At 60.5% G+C, this 19,402-nt stretch carries 20 protein-coding genes and 1 riboswitch; of the genes, 9 read left to right on the top strand and 11 right to left on the bottom strand.

Going from position 1 to position 19,402, the window contains the following annotated elements:
* Nucleotides 1-29: 29 nt before the first annotated feature.
* The 3 genes from ACR0DO_RS01960 to metZ all read right to left on the bottom strand — a co-directional run bounded on the left by ACR0DO_RS01960 (nucleotide 30) and on the right by metZ (nucleotide 3,671).
* Nucleotides 30-929, bottom strand: a complete 900-nt coding sequence (locus ACR0DO_RS01960) for a hypothetical protein (RefSeq protein ID WP_480556378.1) — start codon at nucleotides 927-929, stop codon at nucleotides 30-32.
* Nucleotides 930-1,206: 277 nt separating this feature from the next.
* Entirely contained in the window at nucleotides 1,207-2,310 is a 1,104-nt protein-coding gene (gene folE2, locus ACR0DO_RS01965) for a GTP cyclohydrolase FolE2 (RefSeq protein WP_480556379.1), read from the bottom strand.
* A gap of 170 nt (nucleotides 2,311-2,480) precedes the next feature.
* Nucleotides 2,481-3,671, bottom strand: a complete 1,191-nt coding sequence (gene metZ / locus ACR0DO_RS01970) for an O-succinylhomoserine sulfhydrylase (protein WP_480556380.1) — start codon at nucleotides 3,669-3,671, stop codon at nucleotides 2,481-2,483.
* 65 nt (nucleotides 3,672-3,736) lie between these two features.
* A riboswitch (SAM riboswitch) is annotated at nucleotides 3,737-3,814 on the bottom strand.
* 402 nt (nucleotides 3,815-4,216) lie between these two features.
* Between metZ and ACR0DO_RS01975 the strand changes: the two genes are divergently transcribed.
* Entirely contained in the window at nucleotides 4,217-4,906 is a 690-nt protein-coding gene (locus ACR0DO_RS01975; RefSeq protein ID WP_480556381.1) for a glutathione S-transferase N-terminal domain-containing protein, read from the top strand.
* Nucleotides 4,907-4,957: 51 nt separating this feature from the next.
* Here the strand turns inward: ACR0DO_RS01975 and ACR0DO_RS01980 are convergent, their stop codons facing one another.
* Together ACR0DO_RS01980 and ACR0DO_RS01985 are read right to left on the bottom strand one after the other, a co-directional pair.
* Entirely contained in the window at nucleotides 4,958-5,899 is a 942-nt protein-coding gene (locus ACR0DO_RS01980; RefSeq protein ID WP_480556382.1) for a hypothetical protein, read from the bottom strand.
* A 94-nt stretch (nucleotides 5,900-5,993) separates the two neighbouring features.
* Nucleotides 5,994-6,374, bottom strand: a complete 381-nt coding sequence (locus ACR0DO_RS01985; RefSeq protein ID WP_480556383.1) for an OB-fold nucleic acid binding domain-containing protein — start codon at nucleotides 6,372-6,374, stop codon at nucleotides 5,994-5,996.
* Nucleotides 6,375-6,501: 127 nt separating this feature from the next.
* On the opposite strand from ACR0DO_RS01985, the gene ACR0DO_RS01990 reads away from it, so the two are divergent.
* Both ACR0DO_RS01990 and ACR0DO_RS01995 read left to right on the top strand, forming a co-directional pair.
* Nucleotides 6,502-6,825: a 2Fe-2S iron-sulfur cluster-binding protein gene (locus tag ACR0DO_RS01990; RefSeq protein ID WP_170324526.1), complete on the top strand. Its 324-nt coding sequence runs from the start codon at nucleotides 6,502-6,504 to the stop codon at nucleotides 6,823-6,825.
* On the top strand, nucleotides 6,825-7,571 hold the full coding sequence (locus tag ACR0DO_RS01995; RefSeq protein ID WP_480556385.1) for an FG-GAP repeat domain-containing protein: 747 nt from the start codon (nucleotides 6,825-6,827) through the stop codon (nucleotides 7,569-7,571). The genes ACR0DO_RS01990 and ACR0DO_RS01995 overlap by 1 nt, the downstream gene beginning before the upstream one ends.
* Nucleotides 7,572-7,662: 91 nt before the next feature.
* Here ACR0DO_RS01995 and purD read toward each other — a convergent pair whose 3' ends face one another.
* On the bottom strand, nucleotides 7,663-8,925 hold the full coding sequence (purD, locus tag ACR0DO_RS02000; protein WP_480556387.1) for a phosphoribosylamine--glycine ligase: 1,263 nt from the start codon (nucleotides 8,923-8,925) through the stop codon (nucleotides 7,663-7,665).
* 75 nt (nucleotides 8,926-9,000) lie between these two features.
* Between purD and xseA the strand changes: the two genes are divergently transcribed.
* Nucleotides 9,001-10,494 (top strand): exodeoxyribonuclease VII large subunit, encoded by a 1,494-nt coding sequence (xseA, locus tag ACR0DO_RS02005; protein ID WP_480556388.1) that lies wholly within the window; start codon nucleotides 9,001-9,003, stop codon nucleotides 10,492-10,494.
* 7 nt (nucleotides 10,495-10,501) lie between these two features.
* On the opposite strand, the gene ACR0DO_RS02010 is transcribed toward xseA, so the two are convergent.
* A complete protein-coding gene (locus ACR0DO_RS02010; RefSeq protein WP_170441748.1) occupies nucleotides 10,502-10,897 on the bottom strand; it encodes a hypothetical protein in 396 nt (131 codons plus the stop codon).
* A 126-nt stretch (nucleotides 10,898-11,023) separates the two neighbouring features.
* Between ACR0DO_RS02010 and ACR0DO_RS02015 the strand changes: the two genes are divergently transcribed.
* The 5 genes from ACR0DO_RS02015 to ACR0DO_RS02035 all read left to right on the top strand — a co-directional run bounded on the left by ACR0DO_RS02015 (nucleotide 11,024) and on the right by ACR0DO_RS02035 (nucleotide 15,307).
* Nucleotides 11,024-11,662 (top strand): lysoplasmalogenase family protein, encoded by a 639-nt coding sequence (locus ACR0DO_RS02015; protein ID WP_480556389.1) that lies wholly within the window; start codon nucleotides 11,024-11,026, stop codon nucleotides 11,660-11,662.
* A 58-nt stretch (nucleotides 11,663-11,720) separates the two neighbouring features.
* On the top strand, nucleotides 11,721-12,872 hold the full coding sequence (gene ftsY, locus ACR0DO_RS02020) for a signal recognition particle-docking protein FtsY (protein WP_480556391.1): 1,152 nt from the start codon (nucleotides 11,721-11,723) through the stop codon (nucleotides 12,870-12,872).
* Between the two features lie 88 nt (nucleotides 12,873-12,960).
* Entirely contained in the window at nucleotides 12,961-13,863 is a 903-nt protein-coding gene (locus tag ACR0DO_RS02025; RefSeq protein ID WP_480556393.1) for an EamA family transporter, read from the top strand.
* A gap of 16 nt (nucleotides 13,864-13,879) precedes the next feature.
* Nucleotides 13,880-14,485, top strand: coding sequence for an inner membrane-spanning protein YciB (locus tag ACR0DO_RS02030; RefSeq protein WP_480556394.1), 606 nt, complete (start codon nucleotides 13,880-13,882; stop codon nucleotides 14,483-14,485).
* 153 nt (nucleotides 14,486-14,638) lie between these two features.
* Nucleotides 14,639-15,307, top strand: a complete 669-nt coding sequence (locus tag ACR0DO_RS02035; RefSeq protein ID WP_170670979.1) for a Crp/Fnr family transcriptional regulator — start codon at nucleotides 14,639-14,641, stop codon at nucleotides 15,305-15,307.
* A gap of 212 nt (nucleotides 15,308-15,519) precedes the next feature.
* On the opposite strand, the gene ACR0DO_RS02040 is transcribed toward ACR0DO_RS02035, so the two are convergent.
* From ACR0DO_RS02040 to hflK, 4 genes are all read right to left on the bottom strand, one after another.
* On the bottom strand, nucleotides 15,520-16,956 hold the full coding sequence (locus tag ACR0DO_RS02040; RefSeq protein WP_480556961.1) for a DegQ family serine endoprotease: 1,437 nt from the start codon (nucleotides 16,954-16,956) through the stop codon (nucleotides 15,520-15,522).
* 185 nt (nucleotides 16,957-17,141) lie between these two features.
* The gene (locus ACR0DO_RS02045; RefSeq protein ID WP_170441727.1) at nucleotides 17,142-17,336 is read right to left on the bottom strand and encodes a DUF2065 domain-containing protein; all 195 of its coding nucleotides are present in this window, start codon (nucleotides 17,334-17,336) and stop codon (nucleotides 17,142-17,144) included.
* Nucleotides 17,336-18,232, bottom strand: coding sequence for a protease modulator HflC (hflC, locus tag ACR0DO_RS02050; RefSeq protein ID WP_170441724.1), 897 nt, complete (start codon nucleotides 18,230-18,232; stop codon nucleotides 17,336-17,338). Before hflC ends, ACR0DO_RS02045 begins: the two co-directional genes overlap by 1 nt.
* The gene (hflK, locus tag ACR0DO_RS02055) at nucleotides 18,232-19,374 is read right to left on the bottom strand and encodes an FtsH protease activity modulator HflK (RefSeq protein WP_170441720.1); all 1,143 of its coding nucleotides are present in this window, start codon (nucleotides 19,372-19,374) and stop codon (nucleotides 18,232-18,234) included. The genes hflC and hflK overlap by 1 nt, the downstream gene beginning before the upstream one ends.
* Nucleotides 19,375-19,402 lie beyond the last annotated feature (28 nt).

A 19,402-nucleotide genomic window follows, 5' to 3' on the forward strand; every position in this document is an offset into this window, starting at 1 on the left:
TGCACGACGGTGTCAAGCGGATGTCCCGTTTACTCGTCCGTTTTGCTGGCAGGTGTGGGCATTGCGGGCGGCTTCGAAGGCGCACGCGTCCGGCGTTGAGACGCCGCGGTTTCTGCCTTGGGTGCGACCTGCTTGGCCTCTACCTTAGGGGCCACCGTTTTGGCCACCGGTGCCGCAGGTTTGGCCGCAGGTGCAACCGGCTTGGCGACCTCAGCCTTCGGGGCTGCGGTGTTCGCTGCTTGTACCTTGGGCTCGGCAGGCTTGGCGGCGGCAGGTTTTGCCGGAGCCTTTGGTGCCGCAGTCTTCTTTACGGTCGTGGGGGCCGCCGGTTTAGGCGATGCAGCTTTTGCCGTGGCCTTGGGCGCCGCAGGTTTGGCGGCTGTTTTTGCCGCGACGGGCTTGGGCGCCTGTGCCTTGGGTGCAGGCTTGGCAGCCACAGGCTTTGCCGTCGCCGCATGACTTGCGTGCGTTGCGGGCTTGGGCGCGGCAACTGCCGGTTTGGCCTCTTGCGGTTTTGCTGCGTTTGCGGGCTTTGATGCCGCGGGAGCAGCCGTTGCCTTGGCAGGGGCAGCCGTCTTCTTGGCCGTGGCAACCGCCTTCTTGGCCGTGGCGGCCGTCTTTTTGGCCGCGTCAGGTTTGGGCGATTCGGCCTTTGGCTTCACCGCCGCTTTGGCACGTGCGACCGGCTTGGCCTTCGGCGCCGCCGCCGGTTTGGGCTTGGCTGCGGTCGCTTTGGACTTGAACTCGGGCTTTGCAGCAGCTGGCGCCGGACGTGCGGATGAAGCGTGCAAAGCATGTACCGGCGCAAACGGCAACTCCATGGCCGAAGTGGCCAGAATTTGCATAATCTTCAGTTGGTTGCTAACCGCGTAGCCGGCCATGCGGATGGCCGCCGCCTGAAATTCCAGCGGCTGGGTAATCGGATTCATTAGTCGTTTCTCCTATGAAAGCGATGCAACCTTCAAAGGGAAGAAGCACCCTGCTCCGCCCTGATGTCTGGGGCGGATTGCCAAGGCTCGAAGTCCCGGGGCGTCTCACGTCTCGGCTTCCTCTCAGTGCGGCAATACGGCTGACAAGCGCGCAAACCACGGCTGCAATCCCCTTTACTTTACGTCAAAGAAAATGCGGCCGCAGCTTTTTTCGCTGCGGTGCGGCGAAAGTTCGCCATTTTGTCTAATTTCGAGACTTCAGATGCGCCTTTTTTAGTCACCCGACGTGAAAAAGGGTCGAGAACAGGCGCGGGTCCAGGCTGGCCGACACAAAGGTCGGACCTTCGGTCAGAACAGATACCGCATCATGGCTGTGCAGACTTTCCTGATGGCTGGCCACAACGCGGAAATCTCCGACATGGTGATCGGCCAGAAGCTCGGCGCAGAACAGGCGGGCGGCGTCCTCGACGAAGATCGGGTTGGCTGCGTTCAGTTCGGCAAATGCCTGTTCATCCTCACGCTTGACCATAACCTGCGTTTCTGTCGGCACCGCGCGACGGCAAAGCGCGATCAGGTCCTCGAACCACAGGCAATCGGCCTCACAGTCAACAACGACCGAAATCCGCGCGACGGACCGCTGCGAATGCGGCGTCGCCAACTGACCGCGCGTAGACCGCGCATGTTCGCTCAGCTCCAGCGAGCATGGGCAGGTCGAGGAATAGACATAGTCCAGGTGCATGATCTTCTGGCGCACGCCGTTCTGTTCGACCAGTTCCAGCGCGATGTCGTAATACTGGTATCCTTCCAGACCCGAGCGCAGGCTTTTCACGCGGTCCGGGTAGGAAAACCGCATCTGGATACGCGCATCAAAGCTGTCCAGATCGGTCATATAGTCGTTCAGCGCGGCCTCGATGACCTCAAAGCTGAACGTGCGCTCGGCGTGTTTGTAGAACGAGCGCATGATCCGGGACATGTTGATGCCCTTCTTTTCAGCCTCAAGGCTGACCGTGCCGGTCACGGATGTTTCCAGCGTCAGGTCGTCACCGTGCTTGCGGTGGAACCGGATCGGCAGGCGGAAATTCGATATCCCCACGTGCTGAATCTGCTGTTTCGCCCCGCGGATCAGGCTGGACGGGCCGTTTTGAAGATCGGGCAATGTCGCGCGATAGGCGTCATCGACCTCAAACCCTTCGGGGTATTCCCGCGACAGCGACGGGTAATTCGTCGGAACCAGCCCCGGCACAAGACGCGCAATGGCGGGATCAAGCTGGCTGATCTCGGCCTCGGTCGCGGTTTCGGCCCATTTGCGCAGCGTATTAAGCGCGGCGGCGGCCTCATCATGGTCAGGTGCGTCATCAATGCTGCGGGGGTGCACGTTCATCGATCGGGGCTCCTCGGGTTGGTCGCCGGACTATATACAGCTTCGGCGCGTTTTCCAGTGTAACTGTATACGCGTCGAAACACAGCCCGGATCGAATTTACGTGAGGGACACGCTATTTGTGCCCCTCATCGTCAAGTTCGAAACGGCTGTAACAGGCAAATGGGCGCCGTTATTGTTGAGAAACGTCCAATGCGCGGCTGATATCGGCAAGCAGGTCGCCTGCGTCCTCAAGACCGATGGACAGGCGGATCAGACCGGGCGTGATGCCTAGTTCGTCTTTCTGATCATCGCTCAGCCGCTGATGCGTCGTGGTGGCCGGGTGCGTCGCAATCGACTTGGCATCGCCAAGGTTGTTCGAGATCACCGGGATCGTCAGCGCGTTCAGGAACGCAAATGCCGCGTCCTTCCCGCCCTTGATGTCCAGCGACAGCACCGTACCGCCCTTGCCGCCAAGCTGGGTCTGAACCAGCGCATTCTGCGCGTGGGTTTTCAGCCCCGGATACAGCGTCCGCTCCAGCGCGGCGTGACCCTCCAGTGCCTCGGCCACGGTCTGCGCGGTCTCGGCTTGCGCGTTGACCCGCAGGGCCATGGTTTCCAGACCCTTCAGCATGATCCACGCGCTGAACGGGCTGAGCGCGCCGCCGGTATGTTTCATATACGGTTCGACTGTGCCGCGGATGAACTCCTTGGTGCCGATGATGACCCCGCCAAGCGCACGCCCCTGCCCGTCGATATGCTTGGTCGCGGAATAGACGACCACATCGGCCCCCTGCTCAATCGCGCGCGAAAAGACCGGGGTGGAAAAGACGTTGTCCACCACCACCAGGGCCCCGACCGCATGGGCCAGCTTGGAAACGGCGGCGATGTCGATCACCTCGAGCGTCGGGTTCGACATGGATTCAAAGAACACCGCCTTGGTGTCCGGCCGGATTGCCGCCTTCCACGCGTCCAGATCGGTGCCGTCGACAAAGGTGACCTCGACCCCATAGCGGGTCAGGATGTTTTCCAGAATATAGAGGCACGACCCGAACAGGGCCTTGGCGGACACAACGTGATCGCCCGCCTTCAGGATCGAGGTCAGCGCACCGTTGACCGCCGCCATGCCGGAAGCGGCGGCAAAAGCGTCCTCGCCCCCTTCCAGCGCGGCAATGCGCTGTTCGAACATCGACACGGTCGGGTTGCCGTAACGGGCATAGATGAACTCATCCGGGCCGGTCTCGATGAACCGCGCCTCGGCCTGCTCGGCGTTTTCATAGACGAAGCCCTGCGTCAGAAAGATCGCCTCGGACACTTCATTGTATTGGCTGCGACGAATACCGCCATGGACGGCTTGGGTGCGTTTGTTCCAGCTCTCGCTCATGTCATTCCTCTCGACCCTTGTCTGGCAAGGGCATCAAAAAAACCCCAGACGCGGTCAAGCGAAAGGGGCCTTTCATCCTGACCTTTTAGCGGTGTTGTTTAGCGTGGCCCGCAATCCGGTAACAAATCGCCACGTGGTGTGGTTGCCATTACGCCGCGGTTGCGGATGCGTCAACCCTTGCAACGGCATCGTCACGGTTCTGTAACCGTCCATTCACCAAAGCATCATAGCGTTGCGTCACATCGGCACCACAACATCTTGTGCGAGGCAGAGCAATGCCATCGGCGACACGTTCGCCCTGCACCGCAGCCCGCGATCTCCGCTTGGGACCTTGCAGCAAACGCCCGACATCCGGGGGGCGGCAATCATCATGACCCACGGGTACAAATATCGCCCCGACGATGCTAAACACCCCACGCAGATGCTCTGGCATTGCCAAAGACATCCACGCGCCGCTGGTCACGGCTTTTTGCGCTGCCCCAATCCAAAGCTCTCTTGCCGTTTGCACAGAAAGCCTCATGATCCCTTCAAGCTGAGGAGGCATCATGATCGACCTGTATTTCTGGCCCACGCCGAACGGCTGGAAGGCATCCATCGCGCTGGAAGAGATGGAGCTGCCCTACACCACCTATCTGATCAACATCGGCAAGGGCGATCAGTTCGACCCCGAGTTCCTGAAGATTTCCCCGAACAACCGGATGCCCGCCATCGTCGATCCCGATGGCCCGGATGGCGCGCCGGTCTCGGTGTTCGAAAGCGGCGCGATCCTGATGTATCTGGCCCGCAAGACCGGGCGGTTTTACGGCAAAACCGAGCGCGACCGGATCGCCGTCGAAGAGTGGCTGATGTGGCAGATGGGCGGCATCGGCCCGATGGCTGGTCAGGCGCATCACTTCCTGAAATACGCCCCACAACTGGACCCGCCGCAGGACCTGCCCTACGCACAAGACCGCTATCGCGCCGAGGTCGGACGTCTGTACGGCGTGCTCGACCGGCGGCTGACCGAAAACGAATACGTCGCGGGCGATTTCTATTCCATCGCGGACATATCGATCTGGGGCTGGGCCAGCCTATGGGAGGGCCAGCAGCAGGTACTGGACGACAAACCCCATTTCACCCGCTGGCTTGAGGCCGTCAGCGCCCGCCCGGGTGTTCAGGCCGGACGCGCGCTACACGCCGAATTGCGCGGGGATCATCGGGACAAGCAGTCGCAGAGCAATCTGTTCAAGCGTTGAAACCTTCCCGATGCACAGACTTAGGCGCGCGCACCTTATCGCTGGAAAGGGCTACCGCTGCGCCCCCGGAGGGTTCTCGTTGAATTGCTCAAAGAACCGGGCCAACCCGACCAGCGGCGTGATGTAGGGCAAGTCCACCAAAGCGACCGAAGGGCGCCCCTCTGACCGTTCCAACCTGCTGTACATATGATCTGCACCGTAGTCCTGCAGCCAAAAGCCAAGATCTTCATAGATGTTTCGGCGACTTTTGACTGTGCACGTTTCACAAATCGCGCCTTGCCCGGCGGGCCGCACGTTCAGACGTTCAACGTCCACGCGGGCTTCACCCTCGATCGTATAATAGCTTGAGATCACCTGGCTGGTCTCGCCTTCCTGTTCGATCTTGCATTTATAGAGAAGCTCTTCGCTCTCAGGGTCCCAGGTGTCCGGGTTGACCGTATTTATTATTGAGGAAACCGTGAACAGCCCATCATTGCCCACCGGGCCGGTTTTGTATTTCCCATCAAAACTTTCCGGAGTTGTTTTGAGGACTTGGAACGCCCGGTCCGCTGGCATGTCGTATCGGATACGTGACTTCCATTCGCGCAGCCCGACTGGAACGTTAATTAAGGTCCCGGGCAACCAGTTCAGGCCCAACCACAGGAATATATTGCCAAAGACGACTCCGAATATGAGCCATGCCGTAACTGCACCGCGATTAGCAGTTGGCGCCAGTTCAGGTATCGCTTCTATGACCGGCAGGAACATCAGCCCGAGCCCGAAGACAAACGCGGTCGTCACCGTTTCCCACCACACCCGAGGGTAAACCAGCACGAGGATCAGAATAATTGACGTGCAGATAACGGCGACACCGGCACTTGCACCTGGACTTTCAAGTAATGCGGATGGCCCGAACAATTGCCAACCAATGGCCCATGGCGCGAACAGTGCAATCAGACTGGTGAGTATCAGCCGCCGCAAACGATAAATGCGGTACAAATATTTGTTTTGCATAAATTAACATCCCTGAATTGCGGATTTCAGAATGCACTCAACTTTGGCAAAATCGTGACGGCGCATGAGTTTCACACCACTTGCGCGCAGAGTTTTACCCGGTTGTTGCCGTGCCCCGCACCAGCACATCCAGCATCCCCGAGATATCCTCGATCTCTTCCGCGATCACATGGATGACCGCGTCGGCTTTCTGCATCCGCCCCGTTACGCGCAGTAACCGCCCCGAGATCACCGCGCGCCGGAATTGCTCATAGATTTTACGCCAGACCACCACGTTGACGATGCCGGTCTCATCCTCAAGCGTGACAAAGATCACCCCTTTGGCCGTCCCCGGCCTCTGCCGCAGGATCACCAGCCCGGCCACGGTAACGCGCGCGCCCTCGGGCGGGTCGTCCAGCTGCTCGGCGGGCAGGCAGGCAGGCGGGCGCGGCCAGTCCCGGTTTGAAACCGCGGGGCGAACAGGGGCAATAAGCATAAGAACAAAAATAGAACAAATGGCAGGAAAGTCCAGTCGCGGCGTGATGAGTCGCAAATGAGGCTGGAAAGACCTAAATGCCTTCACTAAGGAAGAATTCGACAATCGAAAAAGGAAGACGCACGCAATGGCAAAGATCACCTATGTCGAGCACAGCGGTACCGAACACACAGTCGAGGTCGCCAATGGGCTGACCGTCATGGAAGGCGCCCGTGACAATAATATTCCCGGCATCGAGGCCGATTGCGGCGGCGCCTGTGCGTGCTCGACCTGCCATGTCTACCTCCACCCCGACTGGGTCGAGAAAGTTCCGGCCAAGGACGACATGGAAGAGGACATGCTGGACTTTGCCTACGAGCCCGACCCTGCCCGCTCGCGCTTGACCTGCCAGATAAAGGTCACGGACGAACTGGACGGTCTGGTCGTACAGATGCCCGAGAAACAGATCTGATGATCTCCAAAGCGCCGCGCCTGCCCGCCCGCCTGTGGCAATGTCGGGCACGCGGCGCGCTGCTGGCGTTGAGCTTGTGGCTGGCGGGAGGAGCACTTGCGATTGCCGAAACAATCACAAGCGCCCGCTTTACAGAACCCACCACACGCTATGCGCACGGGGTCTTGGGCGATAACATCGAGTACGGCGCGCTGGAACTGACGGTCCAAGGCGGCACGCTTACCATCCGACTGCCCTCGGATCGAGTGTTTGAAGACCTGGCGCCAAGGCTGGTAGATATCGACCTGGATGGCACGCTAGAGGTCATCGTCGTCGAATCCCACAATCAGACAGGCGCTCAACTGGCGATCTATGACAGAGGCGGCAAGAAAATCGCCGCCACACCTCACATAGGTACCCGCTTTCGCTGGCTGGCCCCGATTGGCGCGGACGATCTGGACGGCGACGGTTTTGTGGAAATCGCCTATATTGACCGGCCTCATCTGGCCAAGACCCTGCGCATTTGGCGTTTCAAAGATGGTGACCTGGTCGAGGTCGCCTCCCTGCCCGGCCTGACCAACCATCGCATCGGCGAAGACTTCATCACTGGCGGGATCAGAGATTGCGGCTCTGGCCCTGAAATGATCCTGGTCAACGCCAACTGGCAACAGATCGTTAGCGTCAGCCACGATATGGGGTGGAAAACGCGGACCTTGTCCCCGTTTAGCGGCAAGGCAATGAAACAAGCCTTGAACTGCTCACATTAGCCCGCCCGCAGCCCGCACCAGCGGGCTGCCCGGCCCAAGGCCTTTGGCGTTGCATCTTTGATGCAGCGTCAGGGCGCGGGAGCCTCTGGAATCAGAGCGCCCGCCAGCCGATATCGCGACGGAAGAACCCGTCCGGCCAATCGACACCGTCCACCATTGCATAGGCGCGATCCCGCGCCTCCTGCAGTGTCTCGCCCCGCGCGGTGACGTTCAGGACACGACCACCGGAGGCCAATACCTGCCCGTCAGAGGCTTTGGTTCCGGCGTGAAATACCATGTTCCCGCTATCCTCAGGCAAATCCGCCAGCCCATTGATCACGCTGCCCTTTTTATACGACCCCGGATACCCGTTCGCCGCCATCACAACGGTCAGGGCGTGATCGTCCGCCCAGTTCACTTGTGCTTCGCCCAGCCGGCCTTCGGCGGCCGCGTGCATCAGGTCCATCGCCTGCGCGCCCAGACGCATCATCAAAACCTGACATTCTGGATCGCCGAAGCGTACGTTGTATTCCACCAGACGCGGCTGGCCGTCCTTGATCATCAGACCGGCATAAAGAACACCCTGAAACGGCATCCCGCGCCGTTTCATCTCGACCACGGTAGGCTTGATGATCTCTTCCATCGCACGGGCTTCAATCTCGGCGCTCAGAACCGGCGCCGGGGAATAGGCCCCCATGCCGCCGGTATTCAGGCCGGTATCGCCCTCACCCACGCGCTTGTGATCCTGCGCAGTGCCAACGGAAAGGATGTCCTCGCCATCACACAATACAAAAAGCGACGCCTCTTCACCCTCCATGAATTCTTCGATGACAACCTCGGCACCAGCGCCACCAAACGCACCGCCGAACATGTCGTCGATGGCGTCCAGCGCGGTTTGCTCGTCCATCGCCACGATCACGCCTTTGCCGGCCGCCAGACCATCGGCCTTAACCACGATCGGCGCGCCCTGAGCGCGGATGTAGTCTTTCGCCGGTTCGGCCTCGGTGAACCGCGCGTAAGCTGCCGTTGGAGCACCGGACGCATCGCAAATCTCTTTGGTGAAGCTCTTTGAAGCCTCCAATTGCGCCGCCGCAGCCGACGGGCCGAACACCAGCACACCCGCCTCGCGCAGGCGATCCGCCACGCCTGCGGCCAAAGGGGCCTCGGGGCCGATGATCACGAAGTCAATCGCGTTTGCCTCGGCAAAGCTGACAACCGCCCCGCCATTTTCGATATCCAGCGCGGCGCAATCGGCAATCTGCGCGATCCCGGCATTACCCGGAGCCACGATCAGACGGTCACATTTGGGGTTCTGCATCACCGCCCAGGCCAGGCTGTGTTCGCGCCCACCACTGCCGAGAATGAGGATATTCATGACTGCTCTCCGATCTGCTTGGCCTTGCCTTGCGGGCGTTCTAAGCTGGGCAGGCATTTGACACAAGGCGCTGAAATGTCCGACCTGCTTGACGACCCCATTCCCGGCCAAAACACCCCTGAATACACAGTTTCGGACATCTCGGGCGAGGTGAAACGGACGCTCGAAGGCACGTTCGGGCGAATCCGTGTGCGTGGAGAGGTCGGGCGCGTGTTCAAGGCGCGCTCGGGGCATTTGTATTATGACATCAAGGACGACCGAAACGTGCTGGCCTGCACCACGTGGAAGGGTCAGATCTCGGGCCTGTCCGTTGTGCCGGAAGAAGGGCTTGAGGTCGTCGTCACCGGTCGGCTCACTGCTTTCGGCGCGCAATCAAAATATAACCTGAACGTCGATGAGGTGGCGGTTGCCGGACAAGGCGCGCTGATGGCGCTGCTGGAGAAACGCAAGAAGCAGCTTGAGGCCGAAGGGCTGTTTGCACCTGAACGCAAAAAATCGCTGCCTTATCTGCCGCAGATTATCGGCGTTGTGACCTCGCCTTCGGGCGCGGTGATCCGGGATATTCTGCACCGGCTGCGTGATCGTTTCCCGCGCAAGGTTCTGATCTGGCCGGTGGCCGTTCAGGGATCGAACTGCGCCTCCGAGGTCGCCAATGCCATCCAAGGCTTCAATCAACTGTCCCCCGGCGGAGCCCTGCCCCGCCCGGACCTGATCATCGTCGCACGGGGTGGTGGCTCGATAGAAGATCTGTGGGGCTTCAATGAAGAAATCGTCGCGCACGCCGCCGCATCCTCGGATATTCCGCTGATCTCGGCCGTGGGCCACGAAACGGATACAACCCTGATCGACTATGTCTCAGACCGCCGCGCACCGACGCCAACCGCCGCCGCCGAACTGGCCGTACCCGTGCGGATGGAGCTGCTGGCCTGGACCGAAGAACAAGGCGCGCGCCTGTCCCGCGCAGCGACAGATGCGGTGCAACGGCGATCCCAACGGTTGCGCGACTTGTCCCGCGCCTTGCCGCGCCCTGACAGCTTGCTGAACACTCCGCGCCAACGGCTTGATTTGATTGCAGACCGTCTGACGCCAGCACTGGAACGCGGCGTTCAAAACCGCCGCCTGCAAGTGGTGAAAATCTCCGCCCATCTACGCCCTTCGACCTTGCGCAACCTCGTGACAAGCCGTCAGGAAGCGGTGCGCAACCTGTCCTCGCGCCTGTCCCTGCGCCCAATTCAGCGCGAAATCGAGGTGCAACACCAGACCCTCACCCGACTGGCCGAGCGAATGAACGCCGCGCAGTCAACGCGACTGGATCGGATGCGGCAACAGCTGACCGCAACTGACCGGCTGCGAGAAACGCTCAGCTACAAGGCCACTTTGCAGCGCGGCTATGCGGTTGTGCGCGCCGATGATCAGGTGCTGACGACGAAAAAACAGGCCGAGAACCACAGCTCACTCCAAATCGAGTTCGCTGATGGCGTTTTGTCCACCGGTCAGCCCACAGGCCCAAGACCATCCCCCAAGAAAACCACCAAGAAAGACGCACCGGATCAGGGCTCACTCTTCTGAGTGCACCCTACACGCCAACTTCCGGCCCGTAGCAGAGCATCTCTTCTCCGATATCTTCCGCTTCATAGAGTTCGGTCTCCGCCGGATCACCCTCGAACTGCGCGATCAGACCACTCCCTGAACGGGTGAAGACCCAGCATTGCGGCGCCAGACGATCTTCGTAGATGAAACAAATCTGTTCGTCCTGCTCATACCAGACGCCCTCTTTGCAATTGCCATCCAGGAACGACCAGATAACGCGGCGATTGGGCAGATAACGCTCGACCCCGTAAACCTTTCCCTGAAAGCCATAAAACAGGGTTTTTCCGCGCGTATACTCATCGAAATCTGACGCCGTCAGGGCCGGTTGGGCCGAGGCTGAAAACGCGGGCAACAGCAGAAGAATCGCTAGGTATCTGAACATGGTCGCATTGTGTCAGATGCGGTTGCCCGGTGCCATTGCCATTTCCGCGCAACCACCTGCCTCAACGTCACCGGTTGAGGTGACCCGACAACCCATAACATGTTGGGAAAAACAGGGGAGAAATTCATGACAACCGCATTGTTCTGGCTCGCAGCTATCTGTGCTCTGGCCTATCTGCCCCTGTCGCCACGTCCAGCCAGCCCCTTGCGGTCGCTACTCAAAACCCTGTCCGTCGCTCTGCTGGCCGTGATCGCATTACTGGGCGCAGCACCGCTTCCACTGGTTCTGGCGCTGAGCTTGTGCGCCCTTGGCGATGCGCTGTTGTCGCGCGAGACTGACAGCACCTTCATGGCCGGCATCGGAGCTTTCGCTGCAGGACATCTGGCCTATATCGCCCTGTTCCTGACCCACCCCGCCAGCGACCCCGCCTTGATTTTCGACAAGCCCGGGTTTTTCTGGTCGCTCATCATCCTTGGGATCGTTGCCGCCACCTTGTTGGCCCAGCGTGCCGGAGACCTCAAAGGCCCGGTGCTGGGTTATATCCCGATCATTCTGGGGATGGGCATAACCGTTCTGGCCCTGCCCGACACCGGCGCCCTGCGGTGGGCGCTGCCCGCTGCCCTGGCCTTCATCGCATCTGACCTGATCCTTGCGACCGAGAAATTCCTGCTGCCAGCGGACCACCCTGCCCTGAAGATCACGCCTTATCTGGTTTGGCCGCTTTATTGGGGGGCGCAGGCTGGTTTGCTGATCGCGTTTCTCTGACCCTTTGCAACTGCCGCAAATCCGCATTAGGTGAAGGGAACACCTGCGGAGACCAAAAATGGCGTTTTTCTCAAAGCTCAAGGACAAGCTGTTCAAATCCTCGTCCCGCCTCGAACAGGGGCTGGAGGCTATTGTTGAGGATGGTGGAGAGGAAACAACCGCCCCTGACCCCATCATCCCCGAGCCCGAGCCGCAGCCGGAACCCGTACCGGAAGTTCCGCAACCGGTTCCCGAAGTCCCGGAACCCGCGCCAGTACCGCAACCGGTCGAGGTGCCAGAACCCGCACCCGTCGATCCGCCCCCGCCCGAGGCTGCGCCCTCCAAGGGCGTGTTGGGCCGTCTGTTCGGTCGCAGCGAAGCCAAAACCGCCGTGCGCCGCACACTGGACGACGACATGCTGGAACAGCTCGAAGAGCTGCTGATCGCCTCGGACATGGGCGTCGATACCGCCCTGCGTGTCACCGCAAACATGGCCGAGGGGCGCTATGGCCGCAAACTCTCGACCCAGGAAATCAAACAGCTTCTGGCACAGGAAGTCGCCCGCGTGATGGAGCCGGTGGCCAAACCCCTGCCCATCTACCCCAAACGCCCGCAGGTGGTGCTGGTGGTCGGTGTGAACGGATCGGGCAAGACGACCACGATCGGCAAGCTGGCCAGCCAGTTCAAATCGGCCGGCAAAAAAGTCGTGATCGCCGCCGGAGACACCTTCCGCGCCGCCGCTGTTGAACAGCTGCAGGTTTGGGGTGAACGCGCCGGCGTCCCGGTCCTGACCGCCCCCGAAGGGTCCGACCCCGCCAGCCTCGCCTTTGATGCGCTGACCAAGGCGCAGCAAGAGGGCGCCGACCTACTGATGATCGACACCGCAGGCCGCCTGCAAAACCGCGCCGACCTGATGGAGGAACTGGCGAAAATCGTCCGCGTCATCCGCAAGGTGGACGAAACTGCGCCGCACAACACTCTGCTGGTGCTGGACGCCACCACCGGTCAAAACGCGCTGAGTCAGGTGGAAACCTTCCGCAACCTGGCCGATGTCTCGGGTCTGGTCATGACCAAACTCGACGGCACCGCCAAGGGCGGCGTGCTGGTCGCGCTGGCAGACAAGTTCGGTCTGCCCATCCACGCCATCGGCGTCGGAGAACAGATCGACGACCTCGCCCCCTTCGACCCGGAAGAATTCGCTGCCGCCCTCACCGGTCTGGACCAAAGCTGATCCGCCTCTTCATCTGGCTAAAAATACCTTCCGGGGGTCTGGGGGTGGAAAACCCCCAGCCTCTCCACCCAGCACAAAGATCTGACACTTGAGCAACTGGCTGATCTCACTCGAAGGCACCGAAGCAGGTCACCAACTCGCGCTGGGGTTGGCCCTGATGGCAGCCTTCCTGCATGCGGTCTTTGGCGCCCTGCAAAAGGGCCGCCATGATCCGTGGATGTCGCGCGGTGCCATCGACGCCAGCTATTGCCTGCTGGCCGCACCTTTCGCCTTCTTCGTGGTACCGTGGCCCGAGCCTTATATGTGGCCGATCTTTGCAACGGTGTGGGTAATCCACATCGCTTATAAAATCCTGCAGGCCATGGCCTATACCAAGGGCTCATACACGGTTGTCTACCCGGTTGTCCGCGGCACCGGCCCCCTTTTTACCGTCATCGGCGCCTATCTGCTGTTCGGAGAGACCTTCACTGGCACCCAATGGTTCGGCGTGGCCGTCCTGCTGGCCGGAATCTTCGGGTTGGCCGCCTATAATTTCCGGTTTCTCGAAACCAACCGCGAAACACTGGGCATCGCACTGGTACTGGCCGTCGCGACCGGCCTGTTCGTGGCGCTCTATACCACCTATGACGCTTACGGCATTCGCGCCACCGCCGACCCTTTCACCTTTCTGGCCTGGTTCTTCATGATCGACGGGGCGGCAATGCCGATCTACGCCTTTCTCAGATGGCGCGCGATGATCCACCGCCCGGCAGTCGGCCCGCTGATGTTGCGCGGCTTGGCAGGCGGTATCATCGCCCCCCTGTCTTTCGGGGCGATCATGCTGGCCACAAGGCTCGACAAGGTCGGCGAGGCCGCCGTCCTGCGTGAAACCTCAACGGTGTTTGCCGCGCTGATCGGCTGGCTGGTCCTGAAGGAAACCGTCGGGCCAAGACGGATCGCGCTGATGGCATTGATTGCACTCGGCGCCGTAATAGTTGAAATGGGCGGGTAAGCAGCAGGAAACCGTTATGACAGGCAAAAAAGAGATCAACCCGTTTCTGAAACAGGTGCTGGAGCTCGGCCCCCCGCTGGCCTTCTTCTTAATCTACCTGCGTCTGCGCGATGACAGCTTCCTGATCGGCGGCACTGAATATTCCGGCTTTATCGTTGCCACCATCCTGTTTGTGCCGCTCATGCTGGGCGCTATGGGCGTTCTCTGGTACCTGACGGGCAAGCTCAGCCGGATTCAGATTTTCACCGCTTTCATGGTCATTTTCTTCGGCGGCCTGACCGCCTGGTTCAATGACGAGCGGTTCTTCAAGATGAAGACCACGCTGGTCTACGGCTTCTTTTCGATCATGCTGGGCATCGGCCTGCTGCAGGGCAAATCCTACCTCGCCTATGTCCTGGACGAGATGCTGCCGATGCAACACGAGGGGTGGATGATCCTGACCCGGCGCCTGTGCGGCTGTTTCGCGGTACTGGCTGTGGCCAACGAATTCGTCTGGCGCACGATGTCGACCGACCTCTGGGTCAAGATTGAAACCTTCGGCTTCCCCATCGCGCTGATGGTATTTCTGATGTTGCAATTCAATCTGCTGCAAAGCTACATGGATGATCCTGACCACCAATAGGGGAACAGGGACGATGCCTTTTCGCCTCAGGCGGTAACGCATTTCTGCGCTGTTCCCGGACGTAACGCCGGACCATACCGACAAAAATCCTTGGCTAAACGGCAAAGCTGTGGAAAGTTGTGACACCACTCACAGCCGGAGCACCAGAAACTCATGACGGCTTTTCCAGACAGCGGCTTTCTGTCCGAGGCATCAGACAGACTCAAAGCCATGCTCTCCGCGCAGGCGACCGAAATTTCTCTGGAGCGTGGCGAGGTTCTGTTCGAGCAAGGCGATGAAGGCGACGCCCTTTATGCCATCCTCGAAGGTACGCTCGAAGTGTCCTTTCTGGCCATGAGCGGCCGCAAACTGTCACTGACCCTGATGCGGCCCGGAGAGATTTTTGGCGAGATCGCCCTGTTCGACAGTGGCCCCCGCACCGCCACTATCGCAGCCGCTGAACAGTCCCGCGTGTTGCGGGTCCGGCACGGCGATGTGATGGCTCAGATCCGGCAGCACCCCGACCTGGCTGTGGACCTGATCCGTCTGGCCGGCCTGCGGATGCGGTGGATGGGATCACAACTGAACGAGCAGGTTTTTCTGCCGATGCCGATCCGTCTGGCCCGCAAACTGCTGCACCTGTCCGAACTGCAGGATGACCCGTCCACCCGGATCACCCTGTCCCAAAGCGAACTGGCCGAGTTCGTTGGCGCCACGCGGGAAGCGGTGTCCAAGACCATCTCTACCTGGAAGCGCGACAACGTGGTTGAGGCGTCGCGCGGCGGGCTGATGATTCAAGACTTCGCAGCCTTGCGGGAATTGGCCGAATCCGACCTGATCTGACCCCTGTGACCTGCTTCACAGACCATGGGTAGCATTAAGCCTATCGTCATAATTGTTACCGTAGGAGGTCAGAGAATCATCCCCGATATCTGTCCACTGACCTCTCCCTGTATCAGGGCCACGCGCCTTCCCCGGTGCGTGGCTCATACCTCCCAGCACAAATAAGGCCGGAGCATCTGCTCCGGCCTTTTTGATTGTTTTCATGCTGTGGGTTACTCCCCCAGGCTCAGCGCCACAAAGCGGGGTTCGCCGCCACGGCGCACCAGCAACAGCAGAGATTTACGCCCCGCCTCGCGCGCCTCGTCCATGCGCGCCTCAAGGTCTTCGATCGAGCTGACCTTCTGCTGACCGGCCTCGGTGATCAGGTCACCAGCACGCAAACCCTTGGAAAAGGCTTCAGATGCTTCGTCAACGGCGGTCACCACCAGCCCATCAGCATCCGCATCCAGACCCATATCCGTGCGCAACGCATCGGTCAGCGGCGATATGGTCAAGCCCAGAATGTCGGCGTTTTCCTCGGCCGGAACCTCCGGCGTGTCCTCATCACCGTCCTCGGCACGCTCTGCGTCCTCACGGCGGCCCAGCGTCACCAGAACGGTCTGGGTACCGCCTTCGCGGTGGACCACAACGCGAACCGATTTGCCGACGGTGGTTTCGCCGACCTGACGGACCAGACCGCGGGTGTCTTCGACCTCGACACCGTCAAAGCTGAGGATCACGTCACCGGCCAGCAAACCGGCCTCTTTCGCCGGACCATCCGGCACGTCGCTGATCAGCGCGCCGCCGGGCTTATCGAGGCCCATCGCCTCAGCCATGTCCTCGGTCACGTCTTGAATGCGCACGCCCAGCCAGCCGCGGCGGGTTTCGCCGAATTCACGCAGTTGGTCGACAACCTTGACCACCACGTTCGACGCCATTGAGAAGCCAATCCCGATCGAGCCACCGTTGGGCGACAGAATCGCGGTGTTCACGCCGATCACTTCGCCATCCATGTTGAACAGCGGACCACCCGAGTTGCCCCGGTTAATCGCCGCGTCAGTCTGGATATAGTCGTCATAAGACCCGCTCAGCGCCCGGTTGCGGGCCGAAACGATCCCAGCCGAGACCGAGAAGCCCTGCCCCAGCGGGTTGCCCATGGCGATCACCCAATCGCCAACGCGCGCAATGTCGCTATCGCCAAACTTCACATATTGCAGCGGGCCTGTCGCCTCGACCTTGAGCAGAGCGATATCGGTTTTCTCATCCGTGCCGATCACTTTGGCAGGCAGTTCCTTTTTTGGCTGCCCGTCGCCCGGGAAGAATTCCACAAGGATTTCATCGGCTTCAGCGATGACGTGATTGTTGGTGACGATATAACCGTCCTCGGAAATCACGAAGCCCGATCCCAGCGCATTGCTGCGACGTGGACGGTTGTCGTCATCGCCGTTGCGGTCCTGAAACTCACGAAAGAAATCCTCGAACGGAGAACCCTCGGGTACGATCCCCTGCGGGCCGGTCTGTCCTTCAATCAGAGTTGTGGTGGTGATGTTGACCACCGCCGGGCTGATCTGTTCGGCCAACGGTGCAAGACTTTCACCCCGCGCCTGCGCGGCGACGGTCTGGGCCAGAACAAGCAACATCCCCGCAAAAGCCAGCCACATCAGCCGCATGAAACCAACACTATCGTCCTGCCGGACGGAAATACTTCGTGCTTGTGCCTGCACTTGGGAACTCCTTGTCGACAATTCTTCTGTGGCCGCCCCTCGGCAACCTTTCTTAGCAACCAATGTAGTCAGTTTGTTCAGACCCGCAACTCGGGATCGCGGGGAAATCACCGGCAAGTGAAATCGCCGTCTTAAAACCCGACCTGATACGCGCCCCACAGCAGCACCAGCCCACTGACCACGCAAAGCAGCCCCACCAGCCGTCGCGCCTGTTCCGGCAGTGACCGCAGCGCCTCGAGCATACGTTCAATAAGCGAAGGGGCCAGCGCGTACGCCAGCCCCTCGACAATCAATACCAGCCCAAGGGCCAGAAGAATCATACCCATTATTCAGAAGGCGCAGCAACCGGGGCTGACCGTCCGGTAGGAGAGCCGAGGTAGTTGAAGAACTCGGAATCCGGGCTCAGGATCAACGAGCTGTTACTACCCTGCAAGGCATTCTCATACGCTGTCAGAGAGCGATAAAACTCAAAGAACTCCGGGTCCGCACCGTAGGCTTCAGCAAAGATTGCGTTGCGTTCGGCATCAGCCTCACCGCGAATGATCTCGGCCTCGCGGTTGGCGTCTGACACCAGTTCAACCACGGTCCGGTCGGCCTGCGCGCGGACACGCTGCGCAGCCTCGTTACCACGGGCACGTTCGTCGGTGGCCTCACGTTCCCGTTCGGCCTTCATCCGGTCAAAGGTCGCCTCGAGGTTCGCTTGCGGCAGGTCGGTCGCCTTCAAACGCACGTCGATCACGTTGACGCCCAGCGCCTGCGCTTCGGCAATCGCGCTGTTACGGATACGCAGCATGAGCGCGGCACGGTCCGAGCTGAGGATATCGCGCGACGACACCGAACCCAGCACTTCGCGGGTTTCCGCGCGCAGGATGCGGTCCAGACGATCCTCTGCCACCGGAATACCACCGACGCCAACGGCCTGACGGAAGCGGTTCAGATCAGAAATCCGGTAGCGCGCGAAGGCGTCGACCACCAGACGGCGGTCGTCCAGAGGCGTCACCTCAAGCGGTTGAACGTCAATCGACAGGATGCGGTCATCATAGCGGACGACTTCCTGGATCACCGGGATTTTGAAGGCCAGACCTGGCTCTTCCTTCACCGCGACCACACGGCCGAATTGCAGAACCAGCGCACGCTCACGCTCGTCCACGATAAAGATCGAGGACAGGCCAACCACGCCGAGAATCACGACGAAGATGAGGATAAGGGGTGACTTACGCATCAGTTGCTCTCCTCGGCCTGATTGCGGCGCAGTTCGTTCAGCGGCAGATAGGGCACGACGCCCTGCCCCTGACCTGTCGAGTTCTCGTCCAGAATGATCTTGTCCACGTCACCCAGAACCTGCTCCATCCGTTCCAGATACAGGCGTTTGCGGGTCACATCAGGCGCTTTGGCGTATTCTTCCAGAACCGCGCTGAAACGGCTGGCCTCACCCTGAGCGCTGTTGATCTGCTGGGCGCGATAGGCTTCGGCCTCTTCCAGAACCTGCGCGGCTTCACCACGGGCTTCCGCGAGAACGCGGTTGGCATAGGCGTCGGCCACGTTCTGCAGACGGTCACGCTCCTGCGCGGCGGCCTGAACGTCACGGAACGCGGCGATCACATCCTGCGGCGGGTCGGCTTTGTCGAAGTTCACACGCACGATGTTGATCCCGGAATCGTAGCTATCCATTGTGGACTGGATCAATTCCTGAAGGCGATCCGCGATGATGCCACGATCCCGGTTCAGGATCGGGGCCAGTTCGCTTTGCGCAATGATCTCACGCATGGCCGATTCCGACACGGCGCGGATCGTCTGGCGCGGGTCACGCAGGTTGAACAGGAATTTGGCCGGATCGTTGATGTTCCAAACGACCTGATAGTCGATATCGACCACGTTTTCGTCGCCGGTCAGCATCAGGCCATCGTCGCTGCCGCGCGTGCCGCCCATGTCTTCGGTCTGTTCACGGGTGACCGGGATAACCTCAGCCGTCACGAAGGGCCACGGGGCAAAGTTCAGACCCGGATTGCCGACGGCCGAGAATTCACCCAGAAACAGCTCAACCGACTGTTCTTCGGGCTTGACGGTATAGAAGCTGGCCGCACCCCAGAGCACGGCGGCAACAACCACACCGATCAGCAAGGTGCCTTTGGTAAAGATGGGACCACCCCCACCAGCGCCCTGACCGCCACCACGGCCCGAACCGCCACGGCCGCCCATCAGGACGCGCAGCTGTTCCTGGCCTTTCTTCATCAGCTCATCGATCTCGGGGATCTGCGGGCCGTCGCCTTCGGGAGGCTTGCGCCCGTCCCCGTTGTTACCCCGATTTCCTCCACCGCCAGAAGAGCCTCCGCCCCCCCAGGGGCCACCGCTGTTGCCCGCCATATGTATCTATTCCCTTGTGTTGGACCGT

The organism is Ruegeria sp. AM9 (genome assembly GCF_056540565.1).